Origin of the sequence: Pseudodesulfovibrio nedwellii, assembly GCF_027923765.1 — a bacterium.
Classification (GTDB): domain Bacteria; phylum Desulfobacterota; class Desulfovibrionia; order Desulfovibrionales; family Desulfovibrionaceae; genus Pseudodesulfovibrio; species Pseudodesulfovibrio nedwellii.
In genome coordinates, this window is sequence record NZ_AP026709.1 from 636532 (window position 1) to 660910 (window position 24379).

At 47.3% G+C, this 24379-nt stretch carries 24 protein-coding genes; 16 read left to right on the top strand and 8 right to left on the bottom strand.

Annotated features, from left to right (window positions below; genetic code table 11):
• Together tilS and SYK_RS03055 are read left to right on the top strand one after the other, a co-directional pair.
• Window positions 1-1011, top strand: coding sequence for a tRNA lysidine(34) synthetase TilS (gene tilS / locus SYK_RS03050; protein WP_281762146.1), 1011 nt, complete (start codon window positions 1-3; stop codon window positions 1009-1011).
• A 99-nt stretch (window positions 1012-1110) separates the two neighbouring features.
• A complete protein-coding gene (locus tag SYK_RS03055; RefSeq protein WP_281762147.1) occupies window positions 1111-1776 on the top strand; it encodes an adenylate kinase in 666 nt (221 codons plus the stop codon).
• A gap of 259 nt (window positions 1777-2035) precedes the next feature.
• On the opposite strand, the gene secF is transcribed toward SYK_RS03055, so the two are convergent.
• The 8 genes from secF to SYK_RS03095 form a co-directional block, all read right to left on the bottom strand.
• Complete coding sequence (gene secF, locus SYK_RS03060) at window positions 2036-3103, bottom strand: protein translocase subunit SecF (RefSeq protein WP_281762148.1); 1068 nt, start codon at window positions 3101-3103, stop codon at window positions 2036-2038.
• A gap of 10 nt (window positions 3104-3113) precedes the next feature.
• Complete coding sequence (secD, locus tag SYK_RS03065; RefSeq protein WP_281762149.1) at window positions 3114-4709, bottom strand: protein translocase subunit SecD; 1596 nt, start codon at window positions 4707-4709, stop codon at window positions 3114-3116.
• Window positions 4710-4839: 130 nt separating this feature from the next.
• Window positions 4840-5190, bottom strand: coding sequence for a preprotein translocase subunit YajC (gene yajC / locus SYK_RS03070; RefSeq protein ID WP_281762150.1), 351 nt, complete (start codon window positions 5188-5190; stop codon window positions 4840-4842).
• A gap of 46 nt (window positions 5191-5236) precedes the next feature.
• A complete protein-coding gene (locus SYK_RS03075; protein WP_281762151.1) occupies window positions 5237-5998 on the bottom strand; it encodes a GltB/FmdC/FwdC-like GXGXG domain-containing protein in 762 nt (253 codons plus the stop codon).
• A complete protein-coding gene (locus SYK_RS03080) occupies window positions 5999-7096 on the bottom strand; it encodes a class II glutamine amidotransferase (RefSeq protein ID WP_281762152.1) in 1098 nt (365 codons plus the stop codon).
• A gap of 24 nt (window positions 7097-7120) precedes the next feature.
• Window positions 7121-8395, bottom strand: coding sequence for an NAD(P)/FAD-dependent oxidoreductase (locus tag SYK_RS03085; protein ID WP_281762153.1), 1275 nt, complete (start codon window positions 8393-8395; stop codon window positions 7121-7123).
• A gap of 9 nt (window positions 8396-8404) precedes the next feature.
• Entirely contained in the window at window positions 8405-8851 is a 447-nt protein-coding gene (locus SYK_RS03090) for a 4Fe-4S dicluster domain-containing protein (RefSeq protein ID WP_281762154.1), read from the bottom strand.
• Window positions 8852-8863: 12 nt separating this feature from the next.
• Window positions 8864-10393 (bottom strand): glutamate synthase-related protein, encoded by a 1530-nt coding sequence (locus SYK_RS03095; protein ID WP_281763228.1) that lies wholly within the window; start codon window positions 10391-10393, stop codon window positions 8864-8866.
• A 518-nt stretch (window positions 10394-10911) separates the two neighbouring features.
• Between SYK_RS03095 and SYK_RS17670 the strand changes: the two genes are divergently transcribed.
• From SYK_RS17670 to SYK_RS03160, 14 genes are all read left to right on the top strand, one after another.
• Window positions 10912-11055, top strand: coding sequence for a symporter small accessory protein (locus tag SYK_RS17670; RefSeq protein WP_353618301.1), 144 nt, complete (start codon window positions 10912-10914; stop codon window positions 11053-11055).
• A complete protein-coding gene (locus SYK_RS03100; RefSeq protein WP_281762155.1) occupies window positions 11056-12663 on the top strand; it encodes a sodium:solute symporter family protein in 1608 nt (535 codons plus the stop codon).
• 130 nt (window positions 12664-12793) lie between these two features.
• Window positions 12794-13252, top strand: a complete 459-nt coding sequence (gene dut, locus SYK_RS03105; RefSeq protein ID WP_281762156.1) for a dUTP diphosphatase — start codon at window positions 12794-12796, stop codon at window positions 13250-13252.
• Between the two features lie 17 nt (window positions 13253-13269).
• A complete protein-coding gene (locus SYK_RS03110; RefSeq protein ID WP_281762157.1) occupies window positions 13270-14487 on the top strand; it encodes an aspartate aminotransferase family protein in 1218 nt (405 codons plus the stop codon).
• A gap of 45 nt (window positions 14488-14532) precedes the next feature.
• The gene (locus SYK_RS03115) at window positions 14533-14745 is read left to right on the top strand and encodes a hypothetical protein (RefSeq protein WP_281762158.1); all 213 of its coding nucleotides are present in this window, start codon (window positions 14533-14535) and stop codon (window positions 14743-14745) included.
• 84 nt (window positions 14746-14829) lie between these two features.
• Window positions 14830-15693 (top strand): 50S ribosomal protein L11 methyltransferase, encoded by an 864-nt coding sequence (locus tag SYK_RS03120; protein ID WP_281762159.1) that lies wholly within the window; start codon window positions 14830-14832, stop codon window positions 15691-15693.
• A gap of 5 nt (window positions 15694-15698) precedes the next feature.
• A complete protein-coding gene (locus tag SYK_RS03125; protein ID WP_281762160.1) occupies window positions 15699-16349 on the top strand; it encodes an endonuclease III domain-containing protein in 651 nt (216 codons plus the stop codon).
• 8 nt (window positions 16350-16357) lie between these two features.
• Window positions 16358-17464: a murein hydrolase activator EnvC family protein gene (locus SYK_RS03130; protein ID WP_281762161.1), complete on the top strand. Its 1107-nt coding sequence runs from the start codon at window positions 16358-16360 to the stop codon at window positions 17462-17464.
• Between the two features lie 51 nt (window positions 17465-17515).
• A complete protein-coding gene (locus SYK_RS03135; RefSeq protein WP_281762162.1) occupies window positions 17516-18802 on the top strand; it encodes a S41 family peptidase in 1287 nt (428 codons plus the stop codon).
• Between the two features lie 279 nt (window positions 18803-19081).
• Window positions 19082-20071, top strand: coding sequence for a divergent polysaccharide deacetylase family protein (locus SYK_RS03140; RefSeq protein WP_281762163.1), 990 nt, complete (start codon window positions 19082-19084; stop codon window positions 20069-20071).
• 370 nt (window positions 20072-20441) lie between these two features.
• The gene (fliM, locus tag SYK_RS03145) at window positions 20442-21419 is read left to right on the top strand and encodes a flagellar motor switch protein FliM (RefSeq protein WP_281762164.1); all 978 of its coding nucleotides are present in this window, start codon (window positions 20442-20444) and stop codon (window positions 21417-21419) included.
• A gap of 131 nt (window positions 21420-21550) precedes the next feature.
• Window positions 21551-22501, top strand: coding sequence for an ABC transporter substrate-binding protein (locus tag SYK_RS03150; RefSeq protein WP_281762165.1), 951 nt, complete (start codon window positions 21551-21553; stop codon window positions 22499-22501).
• A gap of 119 nt (window positions 22502-22620) precedes the next feature.
• Window positions 22621-23520: an ABC transporter permease gene (locus SYK_RS03155; RefSeq protein WP_281762166.1), complete on the top strand. Its 900-nt coding sequence runs from the start codon at window positions 22621-22623 to the stop codon at window positions 23518-23520.
• The gene (locus tag SYK_RS03160; RefSeq protein WP_281762167.1) at window positions 23517-24311 is read left to right on the top strand and encodes an ABC transporter ATP-binding protein; all 795 of its coding nucleotides are present in this window, start codon (window positions 23517-23519) and stop codon (window positions 24309-24311) included. Before SYK_RS03155 ends, SYK_RS03160 begins: the two co-directional genes overlap by 4 nt.
• The last annotated feature ends 68 nt before the right edge of the window (window positions 24312-24379 follow it).

The window sequence follows — 24379 nt, forward strand, 5'->3', positions numbered from 1 at the left end:
ATGTTTTCTGCGCCTGATAGTTTTCCTGAAACCCTTCAGAATCTTTTGCCTAAATGGGCGCATTTTTGTCTGTATATTGAAAAATTTATAAGTCGTGAACTGAAACAGGAACTTTCTGGAAAACATCTTCTTGTAGGTTTTTCCGGTGGTGTTGACTCTACTGCCCTGCTTCTTGTTCTTCACTATCTTTCTCAAAGAAATGATTTCCGACTAACTGCAGCCCATCTGAATCATCAACTACGCCCTGAGGCGGATGACGACGCTCAATGGTGTACATCGTTTTGTGACACTCTTGGTGTTGAGTGTGTGGTTGAATCCAAAAATATTGGGGATTTTGCTGAAAAACTCGGCGTTGGGATTGAAGAAGCTGGTCGGAATGCACGTTACGCTTTGTTTCAGAATGTGAAAAATGACACAGGCGCGGATTATGTCGCGTTGGGGCACCAATTGGATGACCTCAGCGAAGATGTTGTTATGCGTCTCATCCGGGGTACGGGATGGCCTGGACTATCAGGTATGGCGGGGTATGACCCTAATCGTTCGCTTATTCGTCCGTTGCTTATGATCCCAAAATCCACATTGATTGCTTTTGTTACCAAAACAGGTGTTATCTGGCGTGAAGATGCGTCAAATGCTGAATCAAACTGGACTCGTAACCGAGTCAGGAACGAAATTCTTCCACTTATCCAAAAAGAAAATCCTAGTTTTTGGCAATCAGTGAGCCGTTTGTGGAAAATTGGTCGTATTGAGAAAGATTATTGGCAGTCGATGACATTTTCCCCTTCGGAAACACTGGATAACGCTTTTCTGAAGACTGCCCACCAGGCGCTTCGTCTACGATTGTATAAATCATGTCTTGATCAACTTGGTTCAGGGCAAGTTTTAGCTGATTCATTGTTCAAGCTTGATGAAGCTTGGCAGGGAAAAAACGTTGGAGCGACCTTTCAGTTTCCCGGTGATAAAACTGCGATAATCACCGCCGTAGGTGTCGTTTTTGACTGCACCCATTGACTTCCGCAACTCCCCGGTATAAGAGCATGTGATCTTTTGCACAATGTGCTGAGGCGTCATGCAGGCGCTTCGTTTTCTTATCATCAGGAGGAGTTTATTATGAATATTCTGATTTTCGGCCCTAACGGCTCCGGTAAAGGCACCCAGGGTACCCTGGCCAAAGACAAGTACGGTCTGGATCACATCGAATCCGGTGCCATTTTCCGCAAGCATATCGGCGGCGGCACCGAACTCGGCATGAAAGCCAAGGAATTCATCAACAAGGGCGAACTCGTTCCTGATGATATCACCATCCCTATGGTTTTGGATGTGTTGTCCAGCTCCAAGGACGGTTGGCTGCTCGACGGATTCCCCCGCTCTTTGGTTCAGGGCGAAAAGCTCTGGGAAGCTTTGCAGAAAGACGGTGAGAAGCTCGATTTCGTTATCGAAATCAAGCTGCCTCGTGAAATTGCAAAGGGCCGTATCATGGGTCGTCGTCTTTGCGAAAATAATCCGAATCATCCCAACAATGTCGGTATTTCGGTTATCGCTCCTGACGGCGACAAGTGCCGTGTTTGTGGCGGTGCCTTGTCCGCTCGTGAAGATGACCAAGACGAAGCTGCAATCGACGTACGTCACAACATCTACTACGATGAAGAGACCGGTACCATGGCTGCTTGCAACTTCTACAAGAACATGAAAGACGGTGGTTTCAAGTTCATCGAATTGAACGGTGAAGATTCCATCGACACTATCAAGGATTACTTGATGAGCCAGCTCGTCTAGTTCTATTTACAGAAAGATATTAAGCCTCTTCCATTATTATGGAAGAGGCTTTTTTATATTTTATGGTGTACTTTTGCCTGACGCGATAAGCTCTTTTGATAACCATAGAAGAGAGCTATTTTCTGGGGTGACCTGTTTGATAATAAAGTTTTTATCTTGATTTCTTCTGGTCCATGAAGCGTGGTCATTTATGCATTATAAATAAAAAAAGGGAAGGACCATATGGCCCTTCCCTTTTTGTTTGTAGTGTATCGAAGACTTATGCTTCAGCTTCCTGCAAGTCTGCGGCACCGGGACCGAATCCAAGCAGGATCGGGCTAGCGACAAAGATGGAGGAATAGGTACCCACACCTACGCCGATGAGCAGAGCCAAGGCAAAGTCATGGATAACGCTGCCGCCCAGTACGAACAGGCAGAAGACAACCAACAAGGTTGTTACTGATGTCATGATTGTACGCGACAGGGTCTGGTTTACAGCAGTGTTGATAATCGAGGCGAACGTGGTGTTGCCTTTGCGGGCATTATTGTTCTCACGGATACGGTCAAAGACAATAATGGTGTCATTGAGCGAATAACCGATGATGGTCAACAATGCTGCGATGATGGTTAAATCGAATTCTTTACCAAGAATGGAAAAGATGCCGACTGTAATAGCCACGTCGTGTATGAGTGCTGCAACTGCGCCTAGAGCGTAATTAAGTTTCAAATACCAGCATAGTCCTACAGTGATAATGAGTGCTGCAATGATCAGCCACCCCATTTCAACACCGAGCAGACCTATGCCGTACACGCCAAAGCCTAAAGCCGCAGCCATGACGCCTGCAACGGTCCATCGTTGTTCAAAGCGACCGGAGATGTACACGGCAATAAGGAGAACTGCGTAGAACAGAGCCTCAAGAGCTTTTGTGCGTAAATCCGCGCCCACTTTTGGACCGACCATTTCGAGACGTTGTATCTCGAAATGAGCGCCATCAAGATTGTTTGATAAAGCACTGGTTACCCTATTTCGCACCTCTTCTGAGGTGATATTAGAGCTCGATGTACGAATCAAGTATTCATGGTCGCCGTCCAGTCCGAGGGTCTGAACAACGAGGCCGGGCAATTCAACGCCACTCACGGCGTTTTTGACCATTTCTACATCAGTGTTTTTGTCGATCTTCACCTGGACGATCATGCCGCCTGCGAAGTCGATGCCATACTTCGGGCCACCCTTGATGAGAAGGGAGCCAAGGCCGGCCAGGATGATAACCGCTGAAATAGCGAAAGCGATCTTCCTGAGTCCGATGAAGTCTATTTTGGTATCAGGTTTGATTATTTGAAGTCCCATTGTCTTCCCCTTAGATGCTCAGCTTGGCGCTATCGGAGCGGCTCTTTAAGTACAAGTCGAACAGGATGCGCGACACGAAGATTGCCGTAAACATGGACGTTATGATGCCCAAGGTCAGTGTGACGGCGAAGCCGCGAACAGGTCCGGTACCAAATTGATAGAGGATGACTGCCGCAATGACCGTCGTCACGTTAGCGTCGAGAATGGTCAGGGTCGCCCTGCCATATCCTTCTGCTACAGCCTGCGATGCGGACAGGCCGCGTCGCAGTTCCTCGCGGATGCGTTCGAAGATAATTACGTTTGCATCAACAGCCATACCGATTGTCAGAATGATACCGGCAATACCCGGTAGGGTCAGCGTGGCACCGAAAGCTGCCAGTCCACCCATGATGAGCATGATATTAATGCAAAGCACAACGTCCGCTACCAGTCCGGCAAAGCCGTAGTAAATAGCCATGAAGCCAAGTACCATTGCCATGCCGATGAAAGCGGACATGATGCCGTTGTCGATGGATTCTTGTCCCAAAGATGGGCCAACGCTACGTTGTTCCAGAATTTCGACTGGAGCAGGCAGTGAACCGGCGCGAAGCACGACTGCGAGATCGCGGGCTTCTTCTCGGCTGAACTGACCGGTGATGGAAGCGCGTCCACCAGAGATACGTTCCTGAATGACTGGTGCGGAATACACCTTGCCGTCCAGAACAATGGCCATACGCTTGTTCACGTTGTCGGTCGTCAGGTTGGTGAAGATGGATCCACCGCGTGCATTAAATGTAATAGAAACGTACGGAGCGTTCCAATTGTCAAGAAGCACCTTTGCATCGGTCACGTATTCACCGGTCAGGACCGCGTCACGTTTCAGAACGATGGCAGATTCGGCGTAATCGCCGCTCGGTAATTTCTTGAGCAGAACGGAAAGTTCACGGCCGGGAGCAAGAATGCCCTGCTTGGCCTTGGCAATATCAGCAGTGTCGTCCACCATCTTGAATTCGAGATGAGCAGTCTGGCCGATGATTTTGATTGCGCGCTCAGGATCTTGCAAACCAGGCAACTGCACTTGAATGCGGTTATCCTGTTGTTTGCGAATGTCCGGTTCGGCAACGCCGAATTGGTCAATCCTGTTGCGAATGGTTTTGATCGCCTGTTCCATGGTCAGCTTTTCTATATCACTACGATATTGTGGTGATATGGACAGGATGTATTCTTCCTTGCCGCCGTCCATGATCTTGGTATCTTCAATAGTGAACTGTGTGTAGTCAGTGATGACTTTTTCGAATGCCTCTTTCTGTTCACTTTTGAGAAGCACGACTTCGATTTGCGATTCATTCAAAACGTTTGGACGCAGAACAAAGATTTCTTTGTCGCGAGCCACGGCTTTGAGGTCGTCGCCGAGTCGGGCGAGGTTGTTGTCCATGGCAGTATCCATATCCACTCCGAGAGTGAGATTGATACCACCTTTGAGGTCAAGGCCGAGGTTGATGGAGTCGCCTGGCAGAATTTTGCCTATTGCTGACTCCTTGAAGCCCGGTATGGACGGCAGCATGTAGGCCAATCCGAGGACCAGGACGACGAGAGCTGTTACGGCTCTCCAACGCAAACTTTGCATGAAAACTCCCTTAATACGAACTAGTTGCAACCTCTTTGCACTACCCTTGCGATAAACACAAGTACGGACCGGGCCACGGAAAAGTTGTGGTCCGGTCCGTTAGGGTGTCTCAAAAACTGGTTGCAAGAACCTACTTTTTGTCAGCTGTCGGTACGCCGCCGTCTTTGTCGGCAACGAATCCGCGCTTAATAACGACATTAACGCCGGTTGCAATCTCAATGGTGAGATTGTCACCATCGATATTCACGATGGAGCCGAGGATGCCGCCATTGGTCCATACCTTGTCACCCTTACTCAGGGCTTGGAGCATGGCCTTGTGCGTCTTCTGCTTTTTTTGCTGAGGGCGAATGAGCAGAAAGTAGAAAATGGCGAACATGAGGACCAGCATGGGCAGCGGGCCGCCGAGAAGGCCGCCCAGACCGCCTGCCTCGCCGCCGCCGGTGGGCGGAGCCATGGCATATGCTACGGAATCGAAGAACATAGGTTCCTCCAGAAAAGGTTAATAATGTTGCAGTCTTCTGAGCTATCTAACAGGGAACATACAGATTGCCGTACGGTCGATGTGAGAACGGACGAATCTTCACAAAGTTCTCACTCATTATTTCCGTGCTGTCCAGCTTCAATTCGTTAGCGTAATCTTTAACTAAATCTTCAATAATTTTCAAATCTTCAGAATTCACGGGTTGAGCGTTCAAACCAGGACCGAGTTGATTCTCAGGAACGTCTCCGCGAATATAGATTACACCGCCATGCATTCCTGTGCCGAGACTTCGTCCCGCAACAGGCGCATCAGACTTATCAGAAAACATACCCAAGAGCAAAATAATTCCGCCAGCCATGTATTCTCCGAGGAAGTCCCCGGCCTTTCCGCCAACAACGATTTTTGGTTGGTGGTCAAGGTAGGCTTTCATATGAATTCCAACCCGGTAGCCAACATCACCCTTGATGAAAATTTCACCACCACGCATTGCGTACCCGATGACATCGCCAGCAAGTCCTTCAATGATGATGCGACCATTATCCATAGTATTGCCGACACCATCTTGAGCATTGTTGTGAATACGGAGTTTGGGACCACGCATAAATGCGCCCAAATCTTGCCCCGGAACGCCATAGACATCGAATGTCAGGTCCCCTTCCAAGGCCGTGGCAATATATCGTTGCCCGTTGCATTCCTTGAGCGTGAAATCAGTCACGCCACTTTTGATAAGCTCTCGAATTTCTTCGTTGAACTGCTTGTAATATGTTCGCCCTGCCGTGAGGGTCTTCTTTTTTCTTTTGGCTGTCATTTAATCCTCCAGATCCACGATGACGGGTTCGCCCGCCTTGGGCATCCAGACTCTATCCAGGTCGGGACAGACATCACGCACTGCCGATTCTTCGGAAGACATGAAGACCATGTCATCTTTTTCAGCCACCAGAAGCGGTCTGAGTTTGATGCGGTCGTTAAGTCCCATGAGTCGGTTATTATCGGCGACCAGAATGGCAAAGGGACCGTTGAGCATACCTGGGCCGTAGGTGGCGCGAAGTGTGGTGTACAGTTCCTTGTCTTCGTCATCCATACGCTCGATTTCGTCCCAGAAAGGCGGCGCAAAACATTTTGCCGTCATTTCCCAGGATAGACCGTGTTTACGGATGAGCATGTCCAATTCATAAGCCACGACTTCGGTATCTGTCATCATGGTGCAGAGATAGTCGTGTTCGCATAGATATCGGCGATTAATACCATATGATGAAATCTCGCCGTTGTGGACAATAGACCAGTTCAGAATGGTGAATGGATGTGCTCCTCCCCACCAGCCGGGGGTATTTGTCGGAAAACGGTTATGCCCGGTCCAGATATAAGCCGAGTATTCTTCCAGGCGGAAGAATTCAGCGATATCTTCAGGAAAGCCAACACCCTTGAATGCACCCATGTTCTTACCACTGGACACGACAAATGCGCCGGGAACAGTGGTGTTAATTTTCATGACCACGGCAACGATGTAATCTTCTTCCGGTAATTCCCAGAATTCGTTGTCCGGTTTTTCAGGGACAGTCACGAAATACCGATTGAACATCGGCGGATTGGGAATAGCCAAGGTCCGTCGAGTGGGAATTGGTTCGTAATAATGCAGATCGAAGTATGTCTTGATCATTTCTTCTGAGCCCTTGATGGCCGCATCATCATCACACATCATGTGGAAGCAGTATTTGTCTGCATGGTCAGGGTAGATGCCATAGGCTGCAAATCCGCCGCCAAGGCCATTCCCACGATCATGCATACAGGTCATGGCTTGAATGGGCATGTCGCCCGGAATCAATCCACGTTTCTTGTTGATGACGCCGAATATTCCACAACCGGAAATATCCTTTTCGAAATCATAATATCTATCAGGCGCTTTCATGTAATCCTCTCAGAAATCGCTAACTTACGCTTTGGGGTTCCAAGTTTCCCGAAAGAAATCATCAGGCCACATCAGTACATCCGGCTCACCGGCCAAAAGTTGTTTCTTGGCCTCTTCAGGGATGGGCATTTGGAATTTGACAAAAGCTGTATACATGCCGGCCATGTCGATATCACCCACCAGGACATAGCCCACCAAGTGGTCTTTTTGAAATACCAGTTTGCGGTAGCTCTTTTTCTTTTTGTCCAAAGTAATGGAAGCCGTATAGGACTCGTCATCTTCCGGCGGATTAACCGTCCCAACCGAAATAGTTGGCAGGCCATAGAACGAGATAGAGTTCATGGCTAAGGACCCTTTGAACTCGATGTCTGTGCCAGTCATGTTTTTACCGGCGCAGAAGCCTTGATTATATGCGTTTGTCCAGATGGGGATGACCCGATCGTCACCGAATAGCAAATCTTTGGCTTGAGCTACATCGCCCGCCGCGAATATGCCGTCGGCACTGGTGCGCATATGGTCATCTACATGAATGCCTCGGTCCACTTCGATACCAGCGCTTTTTGCCAGCCCGTAGTTGGGGACAACACCGATGGCAATGACGACCACGTCGGTCTGCAAGAAATCGCCGTCAGTCAGATGGACACCTTTGAGCTTGCCGTCTGCATCTCGTTGAATTTCCTTGGCAGAAACGCCGCAGCGAACGTTGAGACCGACTTCAGCAAGCCGTGAACCAGCCAGCGAAGCTGCGTTTTCATCAAACGCAAGACTCAATATGCGGGGAGACAGTTCCAGAATGGTGACGTCAACACCACGATCAAACAGGGATTCACCGGCTTTCAGGCCAATAAGTCCACCACCGATGACAACCGCCCTTTTTATTTCCTTGGCTTTGGAAATAAGCGTCTGGGCGTGTTTCAGATTGGTGAAGTTATATACGTCGGTACCATCAGATCCCGGAATGGGAGGTGTAAAAGGGATACCGCCTGTGGCGATAAGCAGATTTTCGAATTCAATAGTCTCGCCTTTGTTCGTGGTTACGGTTTTGGCTTTGGTATCAATGCCGGTGACTGTTGTGCCAAGCTTGAGGGAGACTTTGCTTTTTTCATAGAATTCTTGAGGACGAAGAGCTAAACGGTCCGGACCGATCTTGCCTGCGAGCAGGTAGGAAATGAGAGGACGACCATATGCCGGGGAATCCTCGGCACCGATAATCAGGATCTCGTTGTCGGTATCTACCTTGCGGATACCCTCGATGGCACCGATGGAAGCGATGCCGTTACCAATGATGACGTATTTCATGGTCGCTTCCTACCTTTCCTCGAATTTCAAGGCCTGATTGGGACATGCCTGCACACAGGCAGGACCTTCTTCACGCCCTTCGCACAGGTCACATTTGACGATTTTGCTTTCCGTGGGGTGTCTGCGAATGGCTCCGTAAGGACATGCCATCAGGCAGGACCAGCAGCCGACGCATTTATTCCGATCATATACAGTGCGTCCGGTCTCAGGGTCTTTGTATAAACCACCGGAAATACAGGCGGCTACACAAGACGGCTCGTCACAATGACGGCAGCTGATGGCAACACAAGTGTCACCTTTTTCAAAGACCTTTTTGCAAGGAGACAAGCCGTCTTTGCTCCGCTCTTCACGGTAGGCGACAATCAGATCTTTGGATTTGGAATGCGCAGTGATGCAGGCCAACTCGCAGAGGTGGCAGCCAATACAGTAATCTTTATCCGGATAGACTCTTTTCATGGTGTCCTCCGCTTAACGCCCGGCATGCTTGATGCCGAGAATGTCGAGTTCAGTGTCGGAAAGACCTACACCGCGAAGCTTATCGCGGTTGCCGCGCAGGGATTCAATGGAGTTCAACCCCATGCCGCCAAGCATTTCTTCAATTTCATGACCCCAGGCCCGAATCAGATTGGTCAATTTCTTGGCCGCAATATCCGGGTTCTGACGTTTGGACAATTTGGGATCGTTGGTAGCTATGCCCCATGGGCATTTGCCAGTGTAACAACGGCCGCAAATGGTACAGCCTACAGCGATCAAGGTCGCGGTGCCGATGTAAACGGCGTCAGCACCAAGGGCGATAGCCTTAACAACATCACCGGAGCACCTGATACCGCCTGCCGCAACGATAGAGACATTGTTGCGAATTCCTTCATCACGCAGGCGTTGATCTACCTGTGCTAACGCCAGTTCGATGGGAATACCAACGTTGTCGCGAATCATTGCCGGGGCCGCGCCTGTTCCACCACGCATGCCGTCAACTGTGATGATGTCCGCGCCCGCCCTGGCAATACCAGAGGCGATGGCCGCAACATTATGAACAGCGGCAATTTTAACGGAAACTGGAACCTTATATTCAGAGGCCTCCTTCAGCGCGTAAATGAGCTGAAGCAGATCTTCGATGGAATAGATATCGTGATGCGGTGCCGGAGAAATTGCATCTGAACCGATGGGGACCATTCTCGTTTCTGACACCATGTCATTAATCTTTTCACCAGGCAGATGGCCGCCGATACCAGGTTTTGCGCCCTGCCCTACTTTGATTTCGATACCTGCACCGGCTTTGAGATAATCAAGATGCACGCCGAAACGGCCGGACGCTACCTGCACGATGGTATTTTTGCCATATTTGTATAAAGACTTGTGCAAGCCTCCTTCGCCCGTATTGTAGGCTGTGCCGGTTGCTGTGGCGGCACGAGCCATTGCACGGTGAAGGTTGAAGTTGATAGCACCGAAGCTCATGGCAGCGAACATGATTGGTATATCGAGTTCAAGCTGCGGTGTAAGTTTGGTGTTCAGCTTGGGTTTGCCGGTCTTTTTATCTGTTGTAATATTCAATTTTCTGGGCTTCGCGCCAAGAAATGTTTTTAGTTCCATAGGCTCACGCAGTGGGTCAATGGACGGGTTGGTGACCTGACTGGCGTCGAGCAACATGCGATCCCAGTATACGGGAATATCTACGGGTGACCCCATTCCAGCCAGCAGAACGCCACCTGTGTCAGCCTGTTTATATATATTCTGTAAGAATACGGGGCGCCACAGATTGTTGGTTCTGAAGTCAGAAGGCTTGTTAACGATGTTCAGGGCAGCTGTGGGGCACAAAGCCTCACAACGGTGACAGCCTATGCACTTGGTGTTGTCGTGCATAACTTTCTGTCGGGCTTCATCCCAATAATGGGCTTCATACGAACACTGACGGACGCACACCTTGCAATTTATGCACAGGTCTTTGTCCCGTTCAATACAAAACTCATGGTAGTTTTTGTTGATGGGCTGAAAAAGCAAGACTGGTACCTCTTTACGTTTGTTGCCAAAAAAGTCATCTCGCATCCAAGATGTTTGGAGCTCGGCTTTAAATTTTTCACAATTCGGGGAATATCGAGAGTCCTCCGAAGGAAAAATAGAAAACCACAAGTACCATTATCCTGTCAAGAGAAGTTTTAAACACTTGGAATCGTTGATTTTGTAAATAAATGACAAAGTTAAAACAGGCTAGTGCAGTCTGAAATGGTACTCAAAGTTACAAAAATGAAGGGAAATGTGTGCATATCCTTTGCCTCCTTGACTTTGCGAGTGCCTCAACGTAAGAATTGATTTATGAACACGTACCCAAACCGCTTTAGCTTCTTTTTCTTTTTTAGCTTCCGCTTTTTTAGAAGCGCCTGCGGTCTTGGGGTGTATGTGTAACAACTAATTATTACATGACATCCACAACAAGGGCCGTAGGCGATAAGCTTACGGCCCTTTTCTATTGTGCCGCAAGCTTGATGCTACGGTCGAAACAACGAGGGGCATCCGTTATGATGTTGGGTTTCGGGAGTGTTGAAATTGCATTGGCGTTTTGGTTAAGCATTGGTGCGACGCTTTTGTGTGTAGTTTACGGAATTGTGAATTGGAACAATTCTGGCGATCCCACGACGACTGTTGAATCCGGGGAGGATAAGTAGATGGAAGGCAAACTCCTCGGAATTATTATCTATTTATGTGTCATATTTTATCTGGGGTATCGAGCCTGGAAAAACACAAAACAATCCACGGATTATATGCTTGCTGGCCGTGGCATGAATCCTTTCGTCCTTGCCATGTCTTACGGAGCGACTTTTGTCTCAACTTCAGCCATCATTGGCTTTGGTGGAGTGTCCGGCATGTTTGGTATGTCACTGCTTTGGCTCACCTTTTTGACGATTTTTGTGGGAATCTTTATCGCCATGGTCTTTTTTGGCAAACGTACACGGCGCATGGGGTTGGCTCTTGATTCTCACACCTTTCCTGAACTCTTGGGAAGACGCTATAAGTCAAAATTCATTCAACAATTCTCAGGTGTTGTCATATTTGTTTTTATTCCGGTATACGCTGCCGCTGTTCTTATCGGTATTTGTCGGATGCTTGAGGTGGCATTTCCCGCTGTGAGTTATGGAGCATGGTTGCTTATCGTGACGGCGGTTGTCGCCATGTATGTCATTACCGGTGGCCTTAAGGCCGTTATGTATACGGATGCCTTCCAAGGCACGATTATGGCGGTAATGATGCTTATTTTGATCGTCACCACCTACTCACTTCTCGGCGGTGTGACCGAAGCGCATCAGGCATTGACCGATATGATCAATCTGGTGCCTACCAAATTACAACAAGGTGGACTTGTCGGTTGGACAACGGGACCGCACTTGCAGTCTCCAATTGGTCTGACCATCTATACTACTATTATATATGGTGTCGGTATTGGTGTTTTGGCGCAGCCACAGCTGGCCATTCGATTCATGACTGTACCGTCTGACCGCGAGTTAAACCGAGCTGTTGCCATCGGCGGTGTCTTCATTCTTTTGATGACCGGTGTCGCATTTCTTGCGGGCGCATTGTCCAATGTTGTTTTCTATAAGGAGTTCGGCAAGATATCTATTGCCATGGCTGGCGGTAATTTTGATAAAATTATTCCTCTTTATATCGACAAGATTATGCCGGGTTGGTTTTCAGGCCTTTTCCTTGTCGCCATGTTTGCGGCAGCTATGTCCACCATGAGCTCCCAGTATCATGTAGGCGGCACCTCGCTATCCCGTGATTTTTTGGAACAGCACGTATCCATTGGCAATGGTGATTCTTCAATGAAACTTAATCGTTTGGGAGTGACTGTAGCCGTTATCGCCACCCTGATCTGGGCGTGGCTCCTGCCCGGTGGAGTTATTGCGCGTGCCACGGCCTTTTTCTTTGGTCTGTGCGCAGCATCTTTCTTGCCAATTTATGTCCTAGGCTTGTACTGGAAAGGCATGACTAAAATTGGAGCCAAAATATCCATGGTCGGCGGTTTCGTCTTCTCCATGTTCTGGCTTTTGTTCATTCACCTCAAGGAAGCCGCACCAATTGGATTGTGTCAGGCTTTGACCGGACAGGTGACCTTGGTGGCAAACACGTCAAAAGGTTCATGGATTTGGTTGCTTCAATGGGTTGACCCCAATGTTGTCGCCCTGCCCGTTTCGTTAGCTTTGGCAGTCGGCATAAGTCTTGCCACCCGACGAATGGAACAAAAACATCTTGATCTCTGCTGGGACGGTCTGTGCTAACTGTTTAATGTTAAAAGGAAAACATGGGTGCCTGAAGAATCAAGCCGGCACCCTTTTTTTATGAGTAATTGACAGCCGCACGCATTGCGCACATAAAAAGCCATTCACGAACAAAAGGATTAAAAAAAATATGAGAAAGATCGATGTAAACGTCAAATTCCTGCATCCCGTCTGGGAAGAAAATGAACTTGCCTATGCAACTGAACATTCTGCCGGACTTGATTTGCGCGCCTGTATTGATTCTGAGGACCTTGAAATCGGTCCCGGAGAAAAGGCTGCCATTCCTGCTGGGGTTGCCATTGAAATCCGTGAACCGAGTATTGCCGGTTACGTTTTTTCACGCAGTGGCCTTGGTACTAAGGATGGCCTGACCGTTAGTCAGGGCGTTGGCGTTATTGATCCCGATTATCGTGGTGAGATTAAAGTTTCTCTGTTGAATACTTCGGACAAGGTGCGACGAATCAAGCGCGGACAGCGCATCGCACAATTGGTATTCATGCCCATCTTTCAGGCTGCCATTCTTCCGGTCGACGAACTCGGCGATACGGATAGAGGAGCTGGTGGATTCGGGTCCACGGGAAAACATTAACTCAATAGAGAATAGAAATGAGCAATAAATTTGATGAAATAGTAAAAAAAGAAAACGCCCTTCTCTGCAACACCTATGGCCGGTATCCGCTGGCTATTTCCAAGGCCAAAGATTGCAGGTTGTATGATCTTGATGGCAACGAGTATTATGATTTTCTGGCAGGCATCGCAGTATGCAGCCTTGGTCACAGCCGCGAGGATTTGGCAGAAGTCATGGCCGAACAAGCCAAAAAACTGGTTCATGTTTCCAATTTGTTTTATCAGGAGCCGCAACTAGAACTGGCTGAAAAACTTTTGAGCACATGCAATGCCGGAAAAGTCTTTTTCTGTAACTCTGGCGCAGAAGCTAACGAAGGAGCCATCAAGCTCGCTCGCAAGTACATGTGCACGGTCAAGAACGAAAATCGCTACGAAATCATTACCTTGGAAAAGTCCTTTCATGGCAGGACGTTGTCCACCCTGACGGCGACAGGTCAAACAGGTCCAATCAAGGACGGTTTTTCTCCATTGCCTGAAGGATTTATTACGGTTCCCTTTGGTAATGTAAATGCTTTACGTGGGGCTATTGGCAAGAATACGGCTGCAATAATGATTGAGATGGTCCAGGGAGAAGGCGGCGCTCGTCCTTTGTCGAGCGATTACGTCAATGATATCGTTCAGATATGCAAGGAAAACGGTATCCTTCTTATCGTTGACGAAATTCAGACAGGCGTCTGTCGGACTGGGAGAATGTGGGCGCACCAACATTACAACATCACGCCCGACATTTTTACTTCTGCCAAAGCTTTGGCCAATGGTCTGCCCATAGGTGCCATGCTGTGTACAGATGAGCTTGCCAAAGGCTTTACGCTAGGTTCTCATGGCACCACCTTTGGTGGCGGAGCTGTCGTGTCTGCTGTAGCAGCCAAAGTTCTGGACATCATGATCAACGAGAAAATGGCAGAACGCGCATGGGAAATGGGTGAATTTGCCGCAGCAGAAGCACAAAAGCTGAAAGCCAAGTATCCCGATAAAATTGCTGGAACCCGTGGTCTTGGATTGTTGTTCGGCATTGAACTGACTTTTAATGGTACGAATGTCTGGAAGGCATTGCTTGAGCATAAAATGGTTTGTAACCTCACTCAAGGGACCATTTTGCGTCTAGTGCCTCCTCTGACTATTACAAAAGAAGATATCACGGTTTTCATGAATGTTTTGGACACGATTCTTGAAACCGTTGAGATTGAGTCAGCTTGACCACTCATGGCGTAGAGCGTATCTTTTGCAAAGAGGTACAATGTCATGAGTGGCGTCGCCCCCATAGGTTCGGTCAATGAGTATCAGCCCCTTACCCGAGAGGATGAGCGGGAACGCATTGAGCCGGATAATCAGCCTCCTGTGCATGAAAAATCGACAGAAGCTGTGCAGGGAGCTATTCGTAAGCAGTCCGAAAATGAAACCATTTATGGATTCAAGTACACGGGCAGAGGCTCATTCATCGACAAGGTATTCTAATTAATACCAACGAGAAAATACATCATATAAGGCCGGGACATGGTTCCCGGCCTTACCATATGCAACCATTGGAGACACCACGATATGTCCACCCTTTTGAAGATTGAAATTGTCATTGCCGACGAACAGGCTGAAGAGGCCGAAGGATTCATATCCACCAGGGTTGCTCACGGGTGGGAAGAAGGCGAAGCTGAAAATGGTCGTCGAATGACAATCTTTCTTGAAGATCACCCGTCTGGAAAATTGATTGCACAGGATTTTCAGGCACAGTTTCCAGAAGCATCCGTGACCTTTTCGGAAGAAGAGCCGCAGGATTGGGTCATGGCATGGAAGGACTTTTTTACCCCTGTCACCTGCGGAGAAACTTTCAAGATTTTCCCACCGTGGCTCAATGAAGATGCAAAAAATGGAACCACACATATTGTTATTGAACCCAAAATGGCTTTTGGTACCGGTCATCACCCGACCACATCATTGTGTTTGGGGACGATTGGAACATTGGCAAAAGAAAAACACATCCATTCGGGACAAACTTTTCTCGATCTTGGAACCGGATCTGGTATCCTCGCCATCGGCTTAGCCAAGGCTGGTTTGACCGGTGTGGGCTTGGATATTGACCCGATTGCCATCCCATGCGCCGTTGAAAATGCAGAGATTAATGACGTTGCAGATTCTGTTGAGATGGCAGTTGGAACCATTGATTGCCTTGACGAAGATGTGAAATTTGATCTGATTGTTGCCAACATTCTTTCTGGGCCGCTTATTGAAATTGCTTCAGACATCCTCGCTCATATTGCTCCCGGCGGTTCTCTTGTTCTCTCTGGAATTTTGGCCGAAAAGCAATCTGATGCCGTGGCCCAGGCTTATGACAGACGAGGAATAGGCATGCCGCAACGTTTTGTTGAAGGCGAATGGGTCTGCCTTGTCTGGGAAAACATCAAGAGATAGTGCCCATGTCTCAAGCTGACACGATTTTAGGCATGTATGAAGCCATGCACGCTGCACTTGGCGATAGCGATTGGTGGCCCGGCGAAACACCTTTCGAAATTTCGATAGGGGCTATCCTGACACAGAATACGAACTGGACGAATGTTGAAAAGGCCATCGACAATCTCAAGAATGCTGACTTGCTGTCGCCTAAAGCGATGCATGATCTGGATATCCATGAATTGGCAGAATTGATTCGTCCGGCTGGATATTACAATATTAAGGCTCGTCGAATATTTAATTTTCTTAAATTTCTGAAAAATGAAGTTTCTTACAATTTACTAGCATTAAAAGAATACTCTTTGGAAAATGTTCGTCCAAAAATACTCGGCGTCAATGGAATTGGGCCGGAAACAGCCGATGCTATTCTTTTGTATGCACTTGATTTTCCAACCTTTGTTGTTGATGCGTACACAGCCCGGCTTGCCCACAGGCATGGACTGGCTTTCGAAGGAATTGATTACCACGAGCTTCAATCTCTTTTCATGGACGTTTTGCCGCAAGATGTGGCAATGTACAATGAATACCACGCCCTTATAGTCCGTATCGGCAAGGATTGGTGTAAAAAAAAACAAGGGCTGTGTGACACCTGCCCCCTGAAACACTTTTTAGAGTAACAGACTGAATGTATAAGCATTTCCTACTTATTCTCCTTATGACTTTACTCCTGACCGGCGTTATCTTTGCTCAAGATGAAGGTGATATGTTGCATGAATCATTGCAACAGGAGCACGAACGTGCTGACGAGAATGAACAAAAAGTTCGTGATTTGACTCGGAAGGCCGGACGAATTTCAACCCGCCTTTCGGACATCGAACACGATGTGAAGTATTTGCAGGGAAAGATTCGCAAGCAGGAAAGATTTCTCAGCAAGATTAAAGAGAATGAACGCAAAGCTCGACAGGATCATTTTGCACTGGAAGAGGAAAAGCAACGGATATCCCTTGAGCTTTCCGGCTTGATGCAAACCTTGTGGCCCGTCCATTTACAAAATGTGCGTGCGCGATTTGAAGGCGTGGACAGTTGGGCCATGTTTGATCGTCGATTCAACTGGTTGGCTGAAATCTATGGTGCAACCAGTGATAAATTAAACGAAGCACATAAAAATTCTGAACAAATTGCCAAAAATCTTGAACAACAACGACTTTTGGAAGTTGAGGCCGAAAAACAACTCGCCAGTATCAACAAAAACAAAGATCGTCTGTTGGGCAACAAATATTCACTTCGAAAAAATCTAAAAACGATTCGTAAACAACGACAGGACGTTGAAACAGAGTTGACAGATATTCTTTCGACGATTGAAGATCTCAAGTATCAGTTACAATCACAAAAAACAAAACGGTTTTCCTTATATAAACGCACCCTTCCCTGGCCTGTTCAAGGTCGGTTGGTGTCTGGTTTCAACCTCCGAGCAAAGCCACCGGTACGAGGATTGGTCATCAGGACTAAAGATGGTGCCAACGTTCAAGCTGTTTTTTGGGGTAAAGTGGTTCATAACGACACTTTGCGAGGTTTTGGGCATGTGGTGATTCTTTATCATGGATATGATTACTACAGTCTTTATGCTTATTTAGCGGATACATTTGTCAGAAATGGACAAGAGGTTGAGAAAGATGAACCCTTGGGTACTGTTGGTTTTTATCCCAAGGCCGATGGGCCGGGATTGTATTTTGAATTGCGTTTTCATCAAAAACCAATTAATCCAAGAAATTGGTTAACAGCCTTAAAATGATAATCGTTAACCCTTTATAATACTCAGGACTCCGTTTTTCGGGAGGCTTTCATGCGCGTCACGCTTTGGATAGTTACATTTCTTCTTCTTTTTACCCTTACCATCGCCCCTGCGCCGTCTATGGCAGGCAGGGAAGATCATTTTGAGGCGCTTAAACGCTTCTCCCAAATTCTCGACCTGGTTGAAGGGCACTACGTAAAGCCGATTTCCAAAAAGGAACTCATCGACAATTCCATCAAGGGAATGATCGAACAGCTGGACCCCCATTCTGCCTATCTGACTCCGGAAGATTTCAAGGAAATGCAGGTTGATACCGCTGGTAAATTTAGTGGCATCGGAATTGAAATCAGTCAGGAACAGGGCCGTATTCTTGTGGTCTCCCCTATTGAAGACACTCCTGCATACAAGGCAGGCCTGCTTGCTGGCGATCTTATTCTTGAAATCAACGGTGAGTCGACTCAAGGTATGACATTGATGGACGCGGTAAAGCGGATTCGCGGAGAGAAAGGAACGACAGTTACCTTGCTCATTCTGCATAAGGAATCCAACAAACCCGTTGAAGTGCCTATCGTTCGTGGCACCATTCCCATCGTCAACGTCAAGAGCCAGTCTCTTGAAGACGGGTATTTATACCTACGTCTGACTAAGTTCCAAGAATCATCCACACGGAATCTGCGTGAAGAGATCGAAAAGTATCAGAAGAATCACACCCTTAAAGGTATTGTTTTCGACTTGAGAAACAACCCTGGCGGTCTTCTTGGTCAGGCGGTTTCCGTCGCGGACACCTTTATTGAAGATGGTACCATTGTTTACATTCAAGGCAAGGACAAGGCCAACCGTAAGGACTTCTATGCCACCAAGAATTCTAATGAAATCAAGGTGCCTCTTGTCACGCTGATCAACGCCGGTTCTGCTTCGGCTTCCGAGATCGTGGCTGGTGCGCTGCAAGATCACCACCGTTCTCTCATTGTTGGTGAAGGTTCCTTCGGCAAGGGCTCAGTACAAACCATTATTCCCATGTCTGACGGTTCTGGCATCAAGCTGACAACCGCGTTGTACTACACTCCTAGCGGACGTTCCATTCAGGCTACAGGGATTGAACCTGATCTTCGTATTCCTTTCGTGGCACCAAATAAGGATGACGATGCAGGAATGCGCGATAGGTTTACCCTTCGTGAAAAGGACTTGACCAGACATCTTGAGAACGGCTCTAAGTCGTCCAAGAGCGGCAAGGATGCTGACGCTGAAAAGGCCAAGGATATGCTTGCTCGTGACAACCAGATTCGTATGGCTTTGGAATTGGTAAAAAGTCTGCCGAAACTGAGAGAAATCAGATAAATAAGGAAGACCGTTCCCATGGACGATAGCTCTTCTGAACAGACCGATAACAAGACCGGGCTCGATGGATTCTTGCAAAGGATCTATCGGCCCGGTCCTCTCGTTTTTCTTTTCACCGTCGCTTTTCTGGGACTTATTTCCTTTGGGTACTTCCTTGTGACAGAAGAGACTCCTCCGCCAGCGGTTTTGGCGTCAGCTCCGACTTCTAAAGTGCAACCAACAATCATTCCGGTCAAGCGGACTCCTGTGGTCAAAGAATACGAAGAAGAGACCGCCGAGATGGAAGATTTCGTCAAGCAGACAGATTTCGCTATCCTTGAAACATTGCGAGAACTTGCCGTTGCCATGAGTGACCTTGATTTGGTGGACGTGGTGCTTCGTCAGCATGAAGGGCACAGCTATCATTATCAAGTGTTGCAACTCCCTAGAGTAAAAGACAGAAATAAATTTCTTGTAACCTTGAGAAGACATATTTTTGAGCGTTTGCCTGACGCAATTCTTCTCGATAACGGGGATAACGAAGCCATTATTCGAATTAATGACCTCCCCACGCACCGGTTATTGTTGGAAGCGAAACCTGAAATTATTGTTCGCCCAGAAGCAAAAAAACCAAAATTGGCTATTGTTATAGATGACATTGGCGAGAATCACGCCGTCCTTAAAGGATTGCTTGACCTTGATCTGCCTTTGACTTTTGCGGTCTGGCCTCATGCAAGCCATACAGAGGATTCCATTTCTCTCATCGGCTTAAAAAATCGTGATTTAATTATCCATTTCCCCATGGAACCTAAGGGATATCCCAAAGTTAAACCGGGTGAAGACGCCCTTTTTGTTAATATGACCACAGCTCAAATTCAGCAGCAGATTGTTGAAAATTTGAGCAGAGTTCCGCAGGCTATAGGGGTCAACAATCACATGGGATCTCGTTTCACGGCTTTCTCTCCCGGAATGACGACCGCCTTGACAGAGTTCAAGCGACGTGGGTTATTCTTTTTGGACAGCATGACATCTGCCCAAAGCGTTGGTCGGCAGACCGCTCAAGACGTTGGAATACCCTTCTACAAACGTGACATCTTTTTGGATAACGTCAAGGACGTGAACGCCATTGTTCATCAACTCAAAAAAACTGAACGAGTAGCAGCCCGTCAAGGAACTGCCATTGCTATCGGACATCCATATAAAGAGACCTTGGCAGCTCTGAAACAATGGCAAGCAGATAGAAAACCATCGGTTCAAATCATTTCTCTTTCACAAATTTCACCGAAATAAGTCACTTTCCTAGCCTGCCTGCTTTTTTCAACAGGGAATATCTGTACGATGTTCCCTGTTAGCTTAATAGAAATATGTATTTTGTTTGATTGCTTTGAATCCGCTGTTTTTATTGTTATATGTAGTGATGTTGATATTGATATTTGAAAAAATCATGTAATTCTCTAGAAAATTTCGACTGAATTTACGCCTTTTTATTGCCTAATTTGGGACTCCCGTGTAAAAATGTATTTAAGCAATTATCCGTTTTGGTCGATAAGAGAGCATTGAACCCGGCCCGCTTTTTGCTAACGTATTAAAGGTATTCAAATTTCCGGCATAGCCGGTGAAAAACGGGCCGAATATTCGGCAAAAATGAGGCTTTCTCCCAATGAGCAAAATCCTCGAACAAGATGAAGTTGATGCCCTGCTCCGAGGTTTATCCGGTGGGGACGTCGAAACGGAAACCGAGATACCGGAGGACGATACCGGTGTTGTCGCATTTGATCTGGCCAATCAGGACAGAATCATTCGCGGTCGCATGCCCGTCCTTGAGATTGTCAACGATCGTTTCGCACGTCTGTGCACCAATGCGCTGGCTAATACCATGCGTAAACGTGTGGACATCAATCCCATCTCTATCGATATGTCCAAGTTCGGTGACTTCATGCGTTCTTTGCCGGTCCCGACGTCCATTTCCATTTTTAAGATGGACCCACTTCGAGGAAATGCCCTGCTAGTGGTCGATTCCAGGCTTGTTTTTGCCTTAGTCGAAAACTTTTTTGGTGGTGCCGGTAGCCAACCTAAGGTTGAGGGCCGTGATTTTACGCCCATCGAACAGGCTATTGTCGAGCGTGTGGTGAAGATTGCTTTGGCAAATATGGAAGAATCGTGGAAGCCCGTGCATGAAGTCCATGTGGAAATGGTTCGTACCGAGGTTAATCCACAGTTCGCAGCCATTGTCCCCCCATCAGACGTTGTTATTGTCGTCACGTTTGAAGTTGAGTTGGAAAACGCCATTGGTTCTCTCATTGTCTGTCTTCCTTATGCGACAATGGAACCTATCCGTTCGAAGTTGCATGCATCTTTCCAATCTGAACGTCTTGAAGTCGATCACGTTTGGATTAATCGTTTCAAAGAACGTCTCATGGAAACACCTGTCGAAATGGTCATTCGCATGGGACGGACTTCCATTAGTGGTCGTCAGTTGCTCTATCTTCAGGAAGGCGACATTATTCTTCTCGATACAGATGAAGATGAACTGTTGGAGGCTGAAGTCGAAGGAATTCGTAAGTTTCACGGCTTGCCCGGTCGCGTAAAGGGTAACAAGTCTTTTCAGGTGATCAAGGAAGAAGAAATCCGTTTCTAATTTTCTACAAGAAGCTATTTATCGAGCCGCTCCATGCGGCTCTTTTTTTATGATCAAAGACCGAAACACCTTGACTTTGCACCTTTCAATTGGTCAAAATTTGTCCTAATTTGAGAGAAGGAGCCTGTTTCATGAAAAAGATTTTGTTGATTTTGGCTGTGAGTCTATTGCTTGCCGCCACCGCATTCGCTGGTAAATCCTATGTTGTTTCCGTGACCCAGATTGTTGAACATCCGGCCTTGGATGCCATGCGTAATGGTGTTGCTGATCGACTTAAAGAGAAAGGCATTGATGTCACATTCAATGTTCATATCGCCCAAGGTAATTCCGCCACCAACGTTCAAATCATTGGACAAATTATGGGCGAACAGCCTGATGTCGTCTTGGCCATCGCCACTCCCGGCGCACAGGCAGCTGCACAAAAAATTCATGATCGTCCTATAGTTTTTACTGGTGTAACTGATCCGGTAGATGCAGGACTGGTCAAAGATCTGCAAAACAGTGATGGCAAAAATGTGACAGGCATGTCCGATTTTAGCCCCATGGACAAACATGTGGCTTTAATTCAGGAAATTGTGCCTTCCACAAAGACTATCGGTGTCATTTATAACGCTGGCGAGCCTAATTCTGTGGCTCTCGTCAGTGCGCTCCGTGAAAATGTAGCCAAGGCTGGATTGAGCCTTGAAGAGGCCACTATTGCAAATTCAAGCGGCGTGTATCAGGCTGCCAAAAGCCTGATCGGGCGCTGTGATGTAGTGTATATCCCGACTGACAATACGGCTATTTCTGCTTTGGAATCAGCCATCAAAGTCTGTACACAAAGTCAAGTTCCCCTGATTGTTGGAGATGTCGATTCCGTTGCTCGTGGTGCAATTGCTGCCGTGGCTGTCGACTATTATAAAATGGGATTGCAAACCGGTGATATGGTTGCCAAAATACTTGTGGACGGTGTGAAGCCTTCCGACATGCCAATCGAGTTCCTCAATGATCTCAAATTGCATGTGAACAAAAAGGCCGCAATTTCCATGGGCGTTACCCTGCCAGAATCTACTATAAGCCGTGCAGCCAAGATTATTGAGTAGCCTCGCATTTGCTTATTCTGTCTAATAAGTATAAAAGGCGCGTTGCTTAAACGCGCCTTTTTCATTGTTTCGTCGAGGAAGTGTTTTCGCTTGATTCTCGACTAATTTAGGAAGCAAATATGACCAGTTATGCTTTTTTCGGTGCTTTGGAACAGGGATTCGCCTATGGCCTTATGGTCATTGGTGTCTATCTGACATTCCGAGTACTGGACTTTCCGGATCTCACGGTTGACGGTAGTCTTCCTCTTGGAGCCGCAGTTTCAGCCGTGGCTGTCACCTCAGGGTATTCCCCGTTTTTTGCTATTATGATGGCAGCCGGAGCGGGATTTCTTGCAGGAATGGTGACCGGTATACTCAATACAAAATTCAAAATTCTGCATCTGCTCGCCTCCATTCTAACCATGATCGCTCTTTATTCTGTTAATTTACGAATTATGGGTCGACCCAATATGGCCCTACTTGGACAAGACACAGTGGTCGATTGGTTCATGGAGTTAACCGGATTACTTCCTTATTATTCTACCCCATTACTATTCTTCATCATTTGTTTGGTCGTTGTAATCATACTCATTTGGTTTTTGCATACAGAACAAGGCCTCACTTTTCTGGCTACTGGCAACAATATGCAGATGATTACGAGCCAGGGTGTCAACACTGATACCGTAATTATCTTCGGTGTAGGCCTGTCCAACGCACTGGTCGCCACGTCCGGCGCATTAGTCGCTCAAAACCAGGGGGCAGCTGACGTTAATATGGGGGTGGGGACCATCGTTGCCGGTTTGGCTTCGGTCATACTTGGTGAAACCATTTTCGGCGACAAGACCATTGGACGTGCTATCATTGCCGCCCTGCTCGGGTCCGCTTTGTATCGTATAGCGATTGGTTTAGCCCTTGGTCTCAAACTTGGTTCTTTTTCCATTACTCCGAGCGATTTGAATTTAATCACAGCCCTTCTTGTTGTCGTGGCATTGATCGCACCCAGAATGAAACGTAAAATTCTCGCCGGGAGGTCCAAATGATATCCATATCCGGCGTGAGCAAAGCCTTTAATAAAGGCGACGTTAATGAAGTGACAGCACTCAACGGTGTGAACCTTGAAGTGAAAGATGGTGACTTTATTACCATTATCGGTTCCAACGGTGCAGGAAAATCCACCTTCCTCAACGCTTTGGCTGGTTCATTTTTCATTGATTCCGGCAAGCTAATTCTCGATGACACAGATATTACTAAATGGCCTGAATACAAACGGGCTGGGCTTATAGGCAGAGTCTTTCAGGATCCACTGCTTGGCACCTGTGCAGAGGCGACGATTGAACAAAATCTCGCCATGGCCAACAAACGAGGATTATCTCGTGGATTGTCCAGAGGTGTCAAAAACAAGGATCGTGAATTCTTTAAGGAAAAGCTGGCTGTGCTTAGCTTGGGGCTTGAAGATCGTCTCAAAACGCACACAGGTTTACTGTCCGGTGGTCAAAGACAAGCCTTAACCATGCTTATGGCGACATTGGTCCGCCCTCGCCTGTTATTGCTGGATGAACATACAGCCGCCCTTGACCCCAAAACCGGCAGTATGGTTCTCGGTCTAACCGAAGAAATCGTTAGTTCACAAGGACTGACAACATTGATGGTGACACACAACATGAATCAGGCCATTGCCATGGGCAATCGGCTTATCATGTTTCATCGAGGTAAAATCATTTTGGATATCAGTGGGGAAGAAAAAACAAATCTCAAGGTCGAAGATCTGCTTCAGCGTTTCTCGAAGTTACGCGGAGAAGAAGGCGTCTCCGACCGGATGCTGCTGAGCTAGGGGTGTTCAGTACTGTCCTTTGGCAAGAACTGGCATTTTTATGCCAACCCGTATAAAAAAAATAACAA